The sequence below is a fragment of the Pseudomonas sp. GW821-FHT10C09 genome, from assembly GCF_059415465.1.
The window spans coordinates 15,108-28,398 of record NZ_JBWKNG010000016.1; the positions used below are offsets into that span (position 1 = coordinate 15,108).

13 protein-coding genes are annotated in these 13,291 nt (G+C 57.1%); 4 read left to right on the plus strand and 9 right to left on the minus strand.

What is annotated here, in order from left to right; genetic code table 11:
• Nucleotides 1-6: 6 nt before the first annotated feature.
• Together kdpA and kdpF are read right to left on the minus strand one after the other, a co-directional pair.
• The gene (kdpA, locus tag AC07N8_RS17725; RefSeq protein WP_483841278.1) at nucleotides 7-1,701 is read right to left on the minus strand and encodes a potassium-transporting ATPase subunit KdpA; all 1,695 of its coding nucleotides are present in this window, start codon (nucleotides 1,699-1,701) and stop codon (nucleotides 7-9) included.
• Between the two features lie 8 nt (nucleotides 1,702-1,709).
• Nucleotides 1,710-1,799, minus strand: coding sequence for a K(+)-transporting ATPase subunit F (kdpF, locus tag AC07N8_RS17730; protein WP_007899818.1), 90 nt, complete (start codon nucleotides 1,797-1,799; stop codon nucleotides 1,710-1,712).
• 406 nt (nucleotides 1,800-2,205) lie between these two features.
• Between kdpF and eat the strand changes: the two genes are divergently transcribed.
• Both eat and AC07N8_RS17740 read left to right on the plus strand, forming a co-directional pair.
• Nucleotides 2,206-3,570 carry an ethanolamine permease gene (gene eat / locus AC07N8_RS17735; RefSeq protein ID WP_483841279.1) on the plus strand — a complete coding sequence of 455 codons (1,365 nt, stop codon included), beginning with the start codon at nucleotides 2,206-2,208 and terminating at the stop codon, nucleotides 3,568-3,570.
• 124 nt (nucleotides 3,571-3,694) lie between these two features.
• On the plus strand, nucleotides 3,695-3,862 hold the full coding sequence (locus tag AC07N8_RS17740; RefSeq protein WP_081744012.1) for a DUF2897 family protein: 168 nt from the start codon (nucleotides 3,695-3,697) through the stop codon (nucleotides 3,860-3,862).
• Nucleotides 3,863-3,907: 45 nt separating this feature from the next.
• Here AC07N8_RS17740 and AC07N8_RS17745 read toward each other — a convergent pair whose 3' ends face one another.
• Together AC07N8_RS17745 and AC07N8_RS17750 are read right to left on the minus strand one after the other, a co-directional pair.
• Nucleotides 3,908-4,759, minus strand: a complete 852-nt coding sequence (locus tag AC07N8_RS17745; RefSeq protein WP_493145136.1) for an urea carboxylase-associated family protein — start codon at nucleotides 4,757-4,759, stop codon at nucleotides 3,908-3,910.
• 15 nt (nucleotides 4,760-4,774) lie between these two features.
• Nucleotides 4,775-5,428, minus strand: coding sequence for a GntR family transcriptional regulator (locus AC07N8_RS17750; RefSeq protein WP_483841281.1), 654 nt, complete (start codon nucleotides 5,426-5,428; stop codon nucleotides 4,775-4,777).
• A 175-nt stretch (nucleotides 5,429-5,603) separates the two neighbouring features.
• Between AC07N8_RS17750 and AC07N8_RS17755 the strand changes: the two genes are divergently transcribed.
• Nucleotides 5,604-6,161: a TetR/AcrR family transcriptional regulator gene (locus AC07N8_RS17755; RefSeq protein ID WP_483841282.1), complete on the plus strand. Its 558-nt coding sequence runs from the start codon at nucleotides 5,604-5,606 to the stop codon at nucleotides 6,159-6,161.
• Here the strand turns inward: AC07N8_RS17755 and fabF are convergent.
• The 4 genes from fabF to AC07N8_RS17775 form a co-directional block, all read right to left on the minus strand.
• Nucleotides 6,158-7,432, minus strand: coding sequence for a beta-ketoacyl-ACP synthase II (fabF, locus tag AC07N8_RS17760; RefSeq protein WP_493145138.1), 1,275 nt, complete (start codon nucleotides 7,430-7,432; stop codon nucleotides 6,158-6,160). The genes AC07N8_RS17755 and fabF overlap by 4 nt on opposite strands.
• A gap of 32 nt (nucleotides 7,433-7,464) precedes the next feature.
• On the minus strand, nucleotides 7,465-8,259 hold the full coding sequence (locus AC07N8_RS17765; protein WP_493145140.1) for an SDR family NAD(P)-dependent oxidoreductase: 795 nt from the start codon (nucleotides 8,257-8,259) through the stop codon (nucleotides 7,465-7,467).
• A 203-nt stretch (nucleotides 8,260-8,462) separates the two neighbouring features.
• Complete coding sequence (locus AC07N8_RS17770; RefSeq protein ID WP_493145141.1) at nucleotides 8,463-8,798, minus strand: ComEA family DNA-binding protein; 336 nt, start codon at nucleotides 8,796-8,798, stop codon at nucleotides 8,463-8,465.
• Between the two features lie 112 nt (nucleotides 8,799-8,910).
• Complete coding sequence (locus tag AC07N8_RS17775) at nucleotides 8,911-10,905, minus strand: polysaccharide biosynthesis protein (RefSeq protein WP_493145143.1); 1,995 nt, start codon at nucleotides 10,903-10,905, stop codon at nucleotides 8,911-8,913.
• A 380-nt stretch (nucleotides 10,906-11,285) separates the two neighbouring features.
• Between AC07N8_RS17775 and AC07N8_RS17780 the strand changes: the two genes are divergently transcribed.
• On the plus strand, nucleotides 11,286-11,762 hold the full coding sequence (locus AC07N8_RS17780) for an acyltransferase (protein ID WP_493145145.1): 477 nt from the start codon (nucleotides 11,286-11,288) through the stop codon (nucleotides 11,760-11,762).
• Between the two features lie 51 nt (nucleotides 11,763-11,813).
• Here AC07N8_RS17780 and AC07N8_RS17785 read toward each other — a convergent pair whose 3' ends face one another.
• Nucleotides 11,814-13,277, minus strand: a complete 1,464-nt coding sequence (locus tag AC07N8_RS17785; protein ID WP_493145147.1) for a hypothetical protein — start codon at nucleotides 13,275-13,277, stop codon at nucleotides 11,814-11,816.
• Nucleotides 13,278-13,291 lie beyond the last annotated feature (14 nt).

The window sequence follows — 13,291 nt, forward strand, 5'->3', positions numbered from 1 at the left end:
GACTCCTTAGAAGCCCATGCTCAAGTGTTCAGCGATTGGACCCAGCGCCAGGGTTGGCAGGAAGGTCAAACCACCCACGAGCAAAATGGTCACGGTCAGCAAAGTCACAAACAGCGGGCCATGGGTCGGGAAGCTGTTCTGGCCGATCGGTGCGGTTTTCTTCATCGCCAGGCTGCCGGCCAATGCCAGTACCGGGAGGATGTAACCGAAGCGACCGATCAACATGCCAAGACCGAGCATCAGGTTGTGGAACGCGGTGTTGGCGCCGAAGCCGCCGAACGCCGAACCGTTGTTGGCACTGGCCGAGGTGTAGGCATAGAGCAACTGACTGAAACCGTGGGCGCCAGGGTTACTCACCGCCGCGACCGGACCCGGCAGGCTGGCGGCAATCGCGCCGAGCACCAGCACGCCGACCGGCATCACCAGCAAGGTCACCACCAGCAGTTGCACTTCCCGGGCTTGCAGTTTCTTGCCGAGGTATTCCGGGGTGCGGCCGATCATCAGGCCGGCGAGGAACACCGCAATCAGCACGTTGAGCAACATGCCGTAGAGGCCAGCGCCGACACCGCCGAAGATCACTTCGCCGACCATCATGTTGACCAGCGCGACCATGCCGGTCAGCGGGTTGAGGCTGTCATGCATGGCGTTGACCGAGCCGTTGGACGCCGCGGTAGTGGTCACCGACCACAGCACGGTGGCGGTGGTGCCGAAACGCGCTTCCTTGCCTTCCAGCGGCGCGGTCTGTTCGACGGCGACGTTGTTCAGGGTCGGGTTCGGTTGGTATTCAGCCCACAGCGACGTCGCGCCGCCGATCAGAAACAGCGCCAGCATGCAGGCGATGATCGCGCGGCTCTGACGCAGGTCTTTGACGTAATGGCCGAAGGTGAACACCAGGGCAACGGGGATCAGGATGATCGAGGCCATCTCGAACAGGTTGCTCCATGCCGTCGGGTTCTCGAACGGGTGCGCCGAGTTGACGCCGAAGAAGCCACCACCGTTGGTGCCCAGTTGCTTGATCGCAATCTGGCTGGCGGCCGGGCCGAGCGGGATCACTTGATCGACGCCTTGCATCGTCACGGCATTCACGTACTGGGCGAACGTTTGTGGCACGCCCTGCCAGACCAGGTACAGCGCCAGCAGCAGGCACAGCGGCAGCAGACCGTAGAGGGTGGCGCGGGTCATGTCGACCCAGAAGTTGCCGAGGGTCTTCGTCGACTTGCGACCGATACCGCGACACAGCGCAACCAATACCGCGAGACCGGTGGCGGCGCTGACGAAGTTTTGCACGGTGAGACCGACCATCTGGCTCAGGTAGCTCAACGACGCCTCGCCGCTGTAGGCCTGCCAGTTGGTGTTGGTCATGAAGCTGACGGCGGTGTTGAACGCCAGCGTCCATTCCTGGCCCGGCAGGTTTTGCGGGTTCAGCGGCAGGTGATCCTGGAACAACAGGATCGCGAACAACAGCAAGAAGCCCGCGAGGTTGAAGGCGAGCAAGGCCAGAGTGTATTTCTGCCAGCTCTGTTCGGCCTGGGGATCAACGCCGGCCACGCGATAACAGCCGCGTTCCACCGGCCCGAGAATCGGCGTCAGCCACGTGCGCTGACCTTCCATTACCTTGTAGTAGAAGCGCCCGAGAAACGGCGCCGGGACCAATACCACCGCGAAAAACGCGAGGATCAGCCAATAGTCATAACTGTGCATAGCCGCTCCTAGTTCCGGTCCGCGCGCAACAGCGCAACCAACAGATAAATGAACAGCCCCACTGCCAGTAGCAGTGACACTCCGTCCAGAACGCTCATGGAAGTTCTCCGTGTTACGGCGTATTGCCGCGTGTGGAGTCATTGTCGGCAGGGAGGCTGTAAAGGAACGAGACCGAGGGTGCGGGCGGGGCATAAAGAAAGCGTAAAGAGTGGGTTTATGCGGGCGTTACAGCTGTGTTTTGGCGGGCCTCATCGCGAGCATGCTCGCTCCCACAGGGGATCGGTGTAGTCAGGGCAATCGCATGCCCTTGTGGGAGCGAGCCTGCTCGCGAAGGCGGCATTACAGGCCACAACGCTCTGAACTGGCGCACAAAAATGCGCACATCCAGCCGCGAACATCCCCGATACGACACCTTTTTACCCTTTACGACTGCTATCACAACACTGGCACGCCCACTGCAAACACCCTCCCCCGAGCATTCCAAACCGTTCAGGGAGCAACCGCATGAACACACAACTCAAACCCACGCTGGGCACGTTGCACCTGTGGGGCATTGCCGTCGGGCTGGTGATTTCCGGTGAGTATTTCGGCTGGAGCTACGGCTGGGGCGTCGCGGGTACATTGGGCTTTCTGGTGACCTCGTTCATGGTCGCGACGATGTACACCTGTTTCATCTTCAGCTTCACCGAGCTGACCACGGCGATTCCCCATGCCGGTGGCCCCTTTGCCTACAGTCGCCGCGCCTTTGGCGAAAAAGGCGGATTGATCGCAGGATTGGCGACGCTGATCGAGTTCGTCTTCGCGCCGCCCGCGATTGCCCTGGCGATCGGTGCTTACTTGAACGTGCAGTTTCCGGCGCTCGACCCGAAACACGCGGCAGTCGGTGCGTACATCGTGTTCATGGGCCTCAACATCCTCGGGGTAAAACTCGCGGCCACGTTTGAGCTGGTCGTCTGCGTACTGGCCGTGGCTGAACTGCTGGTGTTCATGGGCGTGGTTGCGCCGGCCTTCAGCTTCAGCAACTTCGCGCTGAATGGCTGGGCCGGTAGCGACGTGTTCGGTGCTCCGGCGATTGCCGGGATGTTTGCGGCGATTCCGTTCGCGATCTGGTTCTTCCTCGCCATCGAAGGCGCCGCCATGGCCGCCGAAGAAGCCAAGGACCCGAAACGCACGATTCCAAAGGCTTACATCAGCGGCATCCTGACCCTGGTGTTGCTGGCCATGGGCGTGATGTTCTTCGCCGGCGGCGTCGGCGACTGGCGCACCCTGTCGAACATCAACGATCCGTTGCCGCAAGCGATGAAAACCGTGGTTGGCGAGAGCTCCGGCTGGTTGCACATGCTGGTGTGGATCGGCCTGTTCGGGCTGGTGGCGAGTTTCCACGGGATCATTCTCGGCTACTCGCGGCAGTTCTTCGCCTTGGCCCGGGCCGGTTACCTGCCAACCTCCCTGGCCAAGTTGTCGCGCTTCCAGACGCCACACCGGGCAATCATCGCTGGCGGCGTAATCGGCATCGCGGCGATTTACAGCGATGGCCTGATCAACCTCGGCGGCATGACGCTGACCGCGGCGATGATCACTATGGCCGTATTCGGTGCGATCGTGATGTACATCATGAGCATGCTCAGTCTGTTCAAACTGCGCAAAACCGAACCGAATCTGGAGCGTACGTTCCGTGCGCCGTGTTATCCGCTGGTGCCGATGATTGCGCTGGTACTGGCGGTGGTGTGCCTGGTGGCGATGGCCTGGTTCAACATGTTGATCGGGCTGATCTTCCTCGGCTTCATGGCGGCAGGTTTCGTGTATTTCCTGCTGACCGCGCAGTTGCGCGCAGATGCGCCGGCGGACGCGATGCTGACCGGGCTGTAAACGGTTCAGGTGCGGTTGGCTTATCAGGCATAGAATGGAACCACTGCGAAAATCCATCGCTCAAAGTGGTATGCACGATCGATTGGCGACCTCCGCCAATCGGCCTGCCCTCAAGGAGAGCCCTATGCCCTGGTATGCCTGGTTGATTCTGGTCGTTGCAATCGGCTCGATCGTTGGTGGCTTGATGATGTTGCGCGACACCGCCACCAAGGTGGACCTGACCGAAGAGCAACGTAAACGCGTCGCTGAACGCAATGCGGAAATGGATGCCAAGGAAGCACAGGACCGCTAACCCGAAAACCCTGTCATTCTCAGTGAATGACAGGGTTTTGCGTGTCTACTTTTCCCAATCGGCCTTGGCAATGTGCAAGCCATGCAGCCCTTTGTAGGCCGCACGCTCCGGCTGGCTCCAGCCTTCCAGCAACGACTCCTCCAACCGATAAATCTCCACGCCCAGCGGCCGACATACCGTCAGCGGATCCTGCGCATCCGGCCCCCACATGGCCAACGACAGATCACCGCCGGGACAGGTCGAGAGCGCACACAGCAAATCGATTTCGGCAAAGAACTCCAGGTAATCGCCCTTCTGCGCCGGACAGGCTTTCATGAAGTACAAGTCGTCGTGGTTGAGGCCGGTGCACTGAAAAATGTTCAGCACGTCATGCACGTCGAACTCGGTCAGGCCATGGGGCAACACCGCACGAGTCAGGTTGGAGTGGCAGTGATGATGAAAATCCTCGCCGGTGAGCATTTTGTTCACATAGGGATCGCAACGGGTGCCGAGTAAATCGTGCAAGCGACCGCCATGTTCGTCGATGCCATAACTCGCCAGGCTGTCGTCGGTAATGGTCACCAGCGGCCGTAGAAAGGGCAGGTTCGACCAGAGCCGGTCGTGGGTGCTGACGTGGGCGCCCTGCAATTGACGGGTACGTGCCGCCCACAAGCGTTCCCGTGGGTCATGGGCATTCCAGACGTTGAAATCCCCCACTTGCGGCCCGACCGGTGTGGTGACGCGAAACACATGCCCGGCCGGCACGTTCCAGGCGCGGCCGGTGCGGATCGGTACTTCGAACTGCTCGATCAGCGTACGGCCGTCCTTCGCATCACGAATCCGTTCGTAGAAGGCTGTATCCACCTGCAACGCCGAGCCTTTGCTGACTTGATAAGCCGCCGGATAGTCTTTGTACATGGCACGAATCCTCGATCAGTGATGGGAAGAAGGGGTACATATCTGTAACAGGAGGTGTTCCGAATCATCCAGGTAAAGGCTCATGGCATCCGCTGCTGCGCGAGTGTCACCCTCGGCCAGCAAGGCATGGATCTGCCGGTCACGCGCCAGCCATGGCGCCTGAAAACGTGATTCATCGGGAGCGGTGGAGAACACCAGGCGCAATTGCGCGACAACGTTGGTGAAGAACTCATCAAACAACGGACTGCGCAGCAACCCGACAATGTGCTGATGAAAGGCCAGGCTGTGAGTGCCGACGGCACGCCAGTCCTCGCGCTCCCTGGCCAGCTCGGTGGCTTCCAGGGCCTGCAGCATCCGTTCGGACTGATCGTCGCGCAGCGGCTGACTGGCGTTAATGGCCTGCAACTCAAGGGTGCGTCGAACCTTGAACAGGTCCCGCACGTCCACGACGCCTAGCCGGCGTACGCTCACACCTTTGTTGCGGACATACACGGTCAACCCTTCCTGACCCAAGCGGTGCAAGGCCTCGCGGATCGTGTTGCGGGAAGCGTTATAGGCAGACACCAGATCGTTTTCCACCAATGCCATGCCGGGCACCAATCGGCCGCCAATGATGTCGGCACGCAGTTCCAGTGTGATGTGGTCGGCCAGGGACTGTCCGTTACTCATGCGCTTCGCCTTATGATTGTTCAACAATCTCCGACTAATGAGTAATCACTATCCGTGCCAGATCACGTCGTGTTTAGGATGAAGTTGGACGCATCTGCATGCTTTTTAGAAGTAGAAGTACAGTCACCATCCCATTTTCATTGGTTAAGATGGCGCATTGTTGCGGAGATTTCAGATGCGTTACTCGCAGGACCATAAAGCCCAGACCCACCAGCGCATTATCAAGGAAGCGTCAGCGCGATTCCGCCGCGACGGAATTGATGCAACTGGCCTGCAACCACTGATGAAAGCGCTGGGGTTGACCCACGGTGGCTTTTACTCGCACTTCAAGTCCAAGGACGAACTGGTTGAAAAGGCGTTGCAAGCGGCTGGCGATCAGTGCGACGCCGTCTGTGCCGAGCTGTTTGCTCAGGATCGCCCGCTGGAGGCATTCATCGACGCCTATTTGTCTGAATGGCACCAGACTTCGCCGCATGAAGGATGCCCGTTACCGACCATGTCCTCGGAACTCGGCTTGCGCGGGCAGCCAAGCTCGACATCAGACGTGGTGCTGAACTCACGACTCCAACAAATAGAAAACACCCTTGAGGGCGAAGATGCCGCTGACCAGAGCGTCTTCATCATGTCCGCTCTGGTCGGCGCTTTGTTGCTATCACGCAGTGTCGAGAGCCCGGAACTGGCTCAGCGGATTCTCGACGTGACCCGCACGTTTCTTAAACCACCCCAGGGTTAACCCTGCCAGCGCTTGAACAGCACGCTGGCATTGACCCCGCCAAACCCAAAGCCGTTGGACAACGCGTACTCAATAGCCATTGGGCGCGCCTGACCGTGGACGATGTCCACCCCTTGCGCCGCCGGGTCCGGGTTATCGAAATTCAAGGTGGCCGGCACGATCTGATCGCGAATCGCCAACAGCGTGAAGATCGCCTCTATCCCGCCAGCGGCCCCGAGCAAATGCCCGGTCGCCGATTTGGTCGACGTCACTGCCACCTTGTTGTCCGAACCGAACAACGACTTGATCGCCGCCAACTCGCCGAGGTCGCCCACCGGCGTCGACGTGGCGTGCGCATTGAGATGTTGCACCTGCGCCGCTGAAACACCGGCCTGCGCCAATGCCAGCGACATCGCCCGGCGCGCACCATTGCCATCTTCAGGGCCCGCAGTGAGATGGTAGGCATCGGCGCTGGTGCCGTAGCCAACCAACTCGGCCAGCGGTTGAGCCCCGCGCGCCAAGGCATGCTCCAGGGATTCAATCACCAGCAGGCCCGCGCCCTCACCCATCACAAAGCCGTCACGATCACTGTCGAACGGCCGGGAAGCACGCTCCGGGGTTTCGTTGAAACCGCTGGACAAGGCACGCGCCGCCGCGAACCCGGCAAGACTGACCCGATCGATCGACGCCTCCGCGCCGCCGCACACGGCAATGTCCGCTTCGCCACAACGAATCAGCCGCGCCGCATCACCAATTGCTTGAACCCCCGCCGCACACGCCGTCACCGGAGCGCCCAACGGGCCTTTGAAACCGTGCTGGATCGACACATGACCCGCAGCGAGGTTGACCAGGAACGAAGGAATGGTAAACGGCGACAATCGCCGTGGGCCACGGCTGTCGGTGGTGCGCACCGCGTCGGCAATCGCGCCGAATCCGCCGACCCCTGAACCGATGATGGTTGCGGTACGTTCCTGGGCTTGCGCGTCCAGCGCCTGCCAACCCGCCTGCTCCAACGCCTGCCGCGCGGCTTCCATGGCAAACAGAATGAAACGGTCCATTTTCTTCTGCTCTTTGGGTGGCGTCGCCCGATTCGGGTCAAACCCCGCCTCGGCATCCTCCTCGGCAGTCGGCACCACACCGCCCACCTTTGCCGGCAAATAGGCGACCACCTCGTCCGGCAAATTCCGCAGCCCTGAACGCCCGGCCAGCAGACGCTCCCAGACAGCCTCTACACCGCTACCCAATGGAGACACCAGGCCCATGCCGGTGACAACTACTCGACGATCACTCATGCCGTAATTACCTCAATACGATTGAAGGTGTTTCATTTGTAACGCGCGGCGGCGGTACTTTTGGAAAGATTCGGCGCCATGACCAGGCGGGCCTTTACAAAGTCGTCCCAGTCCGAGGCGTTCGGCAACGATGGAATGGTGATCAGTTCACCCTGGTCCAGGCCGGATAACGCCGCATCAACCATTTCCCCGGCTTCCATGACCATCTCCGCCGGAATCTGGCTGGCGTCGATGCCGGAGCGTTCCCAGATCTCGGTGCGCGTGACACCCGGCAACACGGCCTGGACCTTGACCCCGGTGCCATCCAGTTCGGCATTCAAGGATTGGGTCAGGCTTAACACATACGCTTTACTGGCGCTGTAGGTCGCATTGAAGCGCTCGGGAAACAAGGCCACCACCGACGCGATATTGATAATTGAACCCCGTCCCGCCTTGGCGAAACTGGCAGCTGCCGCCGATGCCAGGCGTGTGACTGTAGTGACGTTCAGTTGGATCAGCTTTTCCAGATAATCCATGTCGGCATTCGCGAGGAGACCATCCGACGCGACGCCAGCGTTGTTCAGCAGCAGGCTAATACTCGAATCGCTGCGAAGTCGTTGTTCGATCTTCAGCACATCATCCTTTTGTGTCAGGTCTGCCTTGAGCACTTCCACCTGAACGCCGTGCTCGGTGCGCAACTTGCTTGCTGCCGCTTCCAGTCGCTCTTGATCACGGGCGACCAATAACAAATCAAAACCACGCGCCGCCAACCGCTCGGCGTAAATCGCACCGATACCGGAAGAGGCGCCGGTGACAAGGGCCGTACCTTGGGACTGGGTGGAAGTCATGACTGTGCTCCAAGTAAATATTTGAGAAAGTGAGCGTCTGAACAGCGGCACGCTTCAGCGGCACGCGAATGAATTATAGGCATAATATTAGATGCATATGACAGCCATAATTTTTTATCAGCCGATGAAAGGCGTCTCACACCTCTATTGCCAGAATGCAAAAAGGCCGGTCAATGACCGGCCCCTGGCGTTGAGTTACAAGCTTAGTTCACCTGAAGTTTTTCGCGGTTTTTGTCCAGAATCGCTTTGCCTATCCCTTTTACTTCCAGCAGTTCGTCTACCGACGAAAATGACCCATTACTCTCACGATAAGCAACAATCGCCTTGGCTTTGGCCTCACCGATACCGGACAGCTCACGCTGCAATGTTGGTGCATCGGCTTGATTGAGATCGACTTTGCCGGACTGTGCCTTAGGGGAAACTTCCAGCACCACAGGTGCATTGCCCACTTCGGGTTTCGCCGCAGGCGCAGCAATTGTGGCAACAGAAACGCTGGTGAGCAGGGCAAAAACCAAGGAGTAGAAATAGCCAGTACGCATAGATGAAGCTCCATAACATCGTTTGAGAAAGCAGCTTTTCCGAAGCTGCTCTCCAAACTTAGGCGATGGTGGGAGCTTGTCAAAAATGTGTCTATTGCAGGATGTGAAACAATCAGGGCTCAAGGCGTCGTTGTTGGTAGATCCAGTCGACGATTTCGCCATCGGGGCTGTAACCGCTGACTGTTTCGCGCAGAAGTTGGCGGACGCGTGAGTAGTCGTCCAGATCAACAGCGACCAGTAACTCAGTCAAACGCCCCTTCAGAACATCCCACCCAAGGTGATCTTCGTTTGCGCTCATGATCATCGGGTGCTGGGTAGCCGATACGTTGTCTCCGATCAGCAACTCCTCATAGAGCTTTTCTCCTGGACGCAATCCAGAGAACTCGATGGAAATGTCACCGTGCGGGTTCTTGTCTGAACGAATGCTCAAGCCGGACAAGTGAATCATTTTCTCCGCCAATTCGACGATTTTTACCGGCTCGCCCATATCCAGAACGAACACATCGCCACCCTGTCCCATGGAACCCGCCTGGATAACCAATTGCGCCGCTTCCGGAATGGTCATGAAATAGCGGGTGATCTTCGGGTGGGTGACCGTTAGTGGGCCGCCCGATTTGATCTGGCTGTGGAAAAGCGGAATTACTGAACCTGAAGAGCCCAGCACGTTGCCAAAACGAACCATCGTAAAACGGGTTTTGTTAACGCGAGAGACGTTCGCTTTGTCGCCGAACAACACGGGGGCAATCTCACGGCTGAGCGCTTGAAGTGTCAATTCGGCGAGACGCTTGGTGCTGCCCATCACATTGGTAGGGCGGACTGCCTTGTCGGTAGAGATCAACACAAAGTTGGCTACACCCGTCTGCAATGCCGCCTGAGCCGTGTTAAGCGTCCCGATTACGTTGTTCAGCACACCCTCAGCAATGTTGTGCTCGACCATAGGCACGTGCTTGTAAGCGGCCGCGTGATAAACCGTATCGACACGCCAGGTCTTCATCACATCCAGGAGTTTATCCTTATGACGGATAGATCCGAGAATCGGCAACAGCTGAACAGCTGCGGACTCGCGACAGCTACGCTGCTCAAGTTCGGACAGAATGCTGTAGAGATTGAACTCACTGTGCTCAAACAAAATGAGCGTTGTAGGCTCCAGAGCAAATATTTGCCGACACAGCTCTGACCCGATCGAGCCGCCAGCGCCCGTCACCATCACCGTTTTGCCCCGAATACAACGTTCCAGCAACTCGGGTTGCGCAGGTACGGAGTCGCGCCCGAGCAAGTCGGCAATGTCAACTTCCCGGATATCCTCGACCTTCACACGGCCGCTGGCCAAATCAGTAAAGTTGGGCACGCTGCGAACGTGAAGCGGAAACCTTTCCAGCACATTCAGAATTTCCCGGCGACGAGCCCGGGTAGAGGATGGCAGTGCCAGAAGGATTTCCTGGGCACCGGTCACATCGATCATCTGCTGGATGTGTTTGGGTTTGTAGACGTGCAAGCCGGATATGGAACGATCGGCGATGCTTGAGTCGTCGTCGATGAACGCGACCGGCCGCATGACACGCCCCATGCGCAATGCTGCAACCAGCTGATTACCAGCGACTCCGGCACCGTAGATGGCAACCTTGGTCAACCCGTCATCACGGTTGGTGAAAGGCACGTGTTGAACAGCCGTGAACCAGTCGCCCATGAAATACTGACGCATACACAGGCGCAGGCCACCAATGATTACAAGGCTCAACCACCAGTAATTGAAAATGATGGAGCGAGGAACAACCGCTTCGTGGTTGCTATACCAATAGACCACCAAAGCCAGGATCAGCGATGAAAGGCTGACAGCTTTGATAATGGCAACAAGCGCGTCGTTACCAAAATATCGCATTACGGCGCGGTACATGCCGAATCGAATGAATAAGGGAATCGCGACAAGTGGAGCACAGACGAACAACCAGATATGAATTTTGAAGGGATTGATCATCTCATCAACCCCCAACCGCACGACGAATGCCATCCACAGCGCAATCCAAACGAGAATGACGTCCGTGAACACTTGGATCAACCGCTTCTGCCGGCGCGGAAGTCCCAACAAAAACATCCTCAGCTTATCCATATAGCCATGTCCCAATGTCCCCTACTCCCTTGCCTGAACTCATTGACGTTCATTGTACGTAGGTAGCCATCGCCGTAACAGAAAAAAACTGCTATTGCGGACGCCGCTGACCGCATTTATTTGGCCCATCGGACAACACTTGAGCGATAACGGGCTTTCGCTGCCTGGAATCTTCGACAGGCGTCGCAAGGTCAGGTTCCGCGCCAAGAGTCAACGTCATGAGCGTAGACGCCTCTGCACGAGGTTGTGGATCCTGAAGGATAGAGCGAATCGCTCACGGCGTTTACAACGTGCGAGTTTGCAACGCTGGAAAAACATTGGAAGCGCTGCATGATTTCTAGGAAACTATGCCGCTAAACCTTGTATGGATCGAACGAAACATGAGTGAGCCCAAAGACTATTTCGTCCACTCCCACGCCTTGTGCGAATCCACCAACATAGGCAAAGGCTCTCGAATCTGGGCTTTTACACATGTGTTGCCGCAGGCGAAAATTGGTCAGGATTGCAACGTATGCGATCACGTTTTCATCGAGAACGACGTCGTCATTGGTGACCGGGTAACGATTAAATGTGGCGTGCAAATCTGGGACGGGATTTCCATCGCGGATGACGTATTCATCGGCCCTAACGCGACCTTTACCAATGATAGATTCCCAAGAAGCAAAGTCTATCCTGACAGTTTCGATAGAACCGTGATCGGCAAGGGGGCGTCCTTAGGCGCCAACTGCACTATCCTCCCGGGCATCACCATTGGAGAAAATGCGATGATCGGTGCTGGTGCCGTGGTCACTCGATCTGTACCTGCCAACGTGACCGTCGTAGGCAACCCCGCAAGAATCCTGAAATCCCACGAGTAACACAACGCTCGGCGGCAATGCGCAGAATAGTCGCGCATCGCCGCCAAGGGTTTATTTGAGTGGAGGAACAGACACTGCAACCTGCCCCTTCGCCCGCTTTTGCAACAATACCGCCACAGCGATAAAACCCAGCGCCAGGATCAAGCCGATTTGATACACGGTCATGGACATCCATGGCCCTTGTCGACCGAAATAAAATTGCCACTGGTAGCTCTGAAAACTCAATCCGGCTGTCGCAGCCATTCCAACGTAGCCCTTGATCCACAAGGACGGCGCCAAGACTACGGCCGAAATAACCAGGCACCATACTCGTGTCAACCAGGCAAAGTCTGAAACGGCAAAAATAAGGACCGCGATTGGCAGTACACCGACCCACTGCCGAGTTTCAGACCCGTAAGCCAGCAACGGCAAGAAAGCAAAGCAGACAACGACCAATGCCTTGGGGATCGAGTGTCTGTATCCAAACCCCCAAGCCAGGCAAGCAAATATGGCAAGTAATATAATCGGTCCGAAACCGATGAAGTGGGCAACGAACGGTTTAAATGGAGCCGCGAGCGACTGATAAAACAGGTAATCGAGTAGCGGCGGACCAGTGAAATCACCACTCCAATCAAAACAAGTCTTGATCAATATTGCGGACGCAACAAAGGACAAACCTGCGGCAAGAAGACCGCTAAAGCTTATCGCGCGCCACGTAACGGGATCCAGTAACAACCTTATACCCAGCCAAACAATCAACAACAGCGAAACCAGCATCGCCGCGACCGACAAAAATATCATGTCCAGGCTGGCGGTTTTGCCGCTCGCGCTGGCAGCATGCGCAACCACGGCTGATAGCGGCACCTTGTAAATCATAAGCAGCATTGCAACAGATGCCGGCAAAGCAACTGCTGTAAATAACCACAGTGATAACTTAGACCTTGAAAGGCCGCTTTCTGGCTTCTGAGGACATTCATAGGGGAACGTGGCCAGTATCAAGGGAATCAGAAACAACCCAGGCATTAGCCAAGTAAAATATGCACAAAAAGCGTACACCGCCCAATGATATGAACGAACCCAGCACCACAAGCAGATGCAGACCATGGCTAACGCGACGTTGTCGCTCAGGATCGGATAGAACATCGGCATGCACAAAAACACCCAACTGCAGGTCAATATCGCTATGGATATTGTGGCAACGGATTTTTTAACGTTGAGCCTTAACATGGTGTCATGAAGCAATGCAGCGCCTACCGACAGCATGACTACATTAAGAAAAAGCTGAGTCCAGATCAGCCCTGCCTTGGACGCGCCCAAAGCGGATGCAAATATTACCGGCAGGAATCCCGACATACGAACAGACCGGTAAGGGTCATTCAGAATAGGGTTTCCCTGGCCCAAGGTTTGGATATATTGAACATAAACTGAACCGTCCCATCCCGCACCATCGCCGACTGGCACAAAGCCAACCACCAGATGGGCCAGTAGAAGCAAAGCCGCAACAGCCAATCCGCATATTGTAGAAACCCTGTTCACGTTATCGCTCCAGA

Bases quoted from the DNA above. Each gene is read 5' to 3' on its own strand.
- kdpA (WP_483841278.1), bottom strand. From the start codon at position 1,701: ATGCACAGTTATGACTATTGGCTGATCCTCGCGTTTTTCGCGGTGGTA.
- kdpF (WP_007899818.1), bottom strand. From the start codon at position 1,799: ATGAGCGTTCTGGACGGAGTGTCACTGCTACTGGCAGTGGGGCTGTTC.
- eat (WP_483841279.1), top strand. From the start codon at position 2,206: ATGAACACACAACTCAAACCCACGCTGGGCACGTTGCACCTGTGGGGC.
- AC07N8_RS17740 (WP_081744012.1), top strand. From the start codon at position 3,695: ATGCCCTGGTATGCCTGGTTGATTCTGGTCGTTGCAATCGGCTCGATC.
- AC07N8_RS17745 (WP_493145136.1), bottom strand. From the start codon at position 4,759: ATGTACAAAGACTATCCGGCGGCTTATCAAGTCAGCAAAGGCTCGGCG.
- AC07N8_RS17750 (WP_483841281.1), bottom strand. From the start codon at position 5,428: ATGAGTAACGGACAGTCCCTGGCCGACCACATCACACTGGAACTGCGT.
- AC07N8_RS17755 (WP_483841282.1), top strand. From the start codon at position 5,604: ATGCGTTACTCGCAGGACCATAAAGCCCAGACCCACCAGCGCATTATC.
- fabF (WP_493145138.1), bottom strand. From the start codon at position 7,432: ATGAGTGATCGTCGAGTAGTTGTCACCGGCATGGGCCTGGTGTCTCCA.
- AC07N8_RS17765 (WP_493145140.1), bottom strand. From the start codon at position 8,259: ATGACTTCCACCCAGTCCCAAGGTACGGCCCTTGTCACCGGCGCCTCT.
- AC07N8_RS17770 (WP_493145141.1), bottom strand. From the start codon at position 8,798: ATGCGTACTGGCTATTTCTACTCCTTGGTTTTTGCCCTGCTCACCAGC.
- AC07N8_RS17775 (WP_493145143.1), bottom strand. From the start codon at position 10,905: ATGGATAAGCTGAGGATGTTTTTGTTGGGACTTCCGCGCCGGCAGAAG.
- AC07N8_RS17780 (WP_493145145.1), top strand. From the start codon at position 11,286: ATGAGTGAGCCCAAAGACTATTTCGTCCACTCCCACGCCTTGTGCGAA.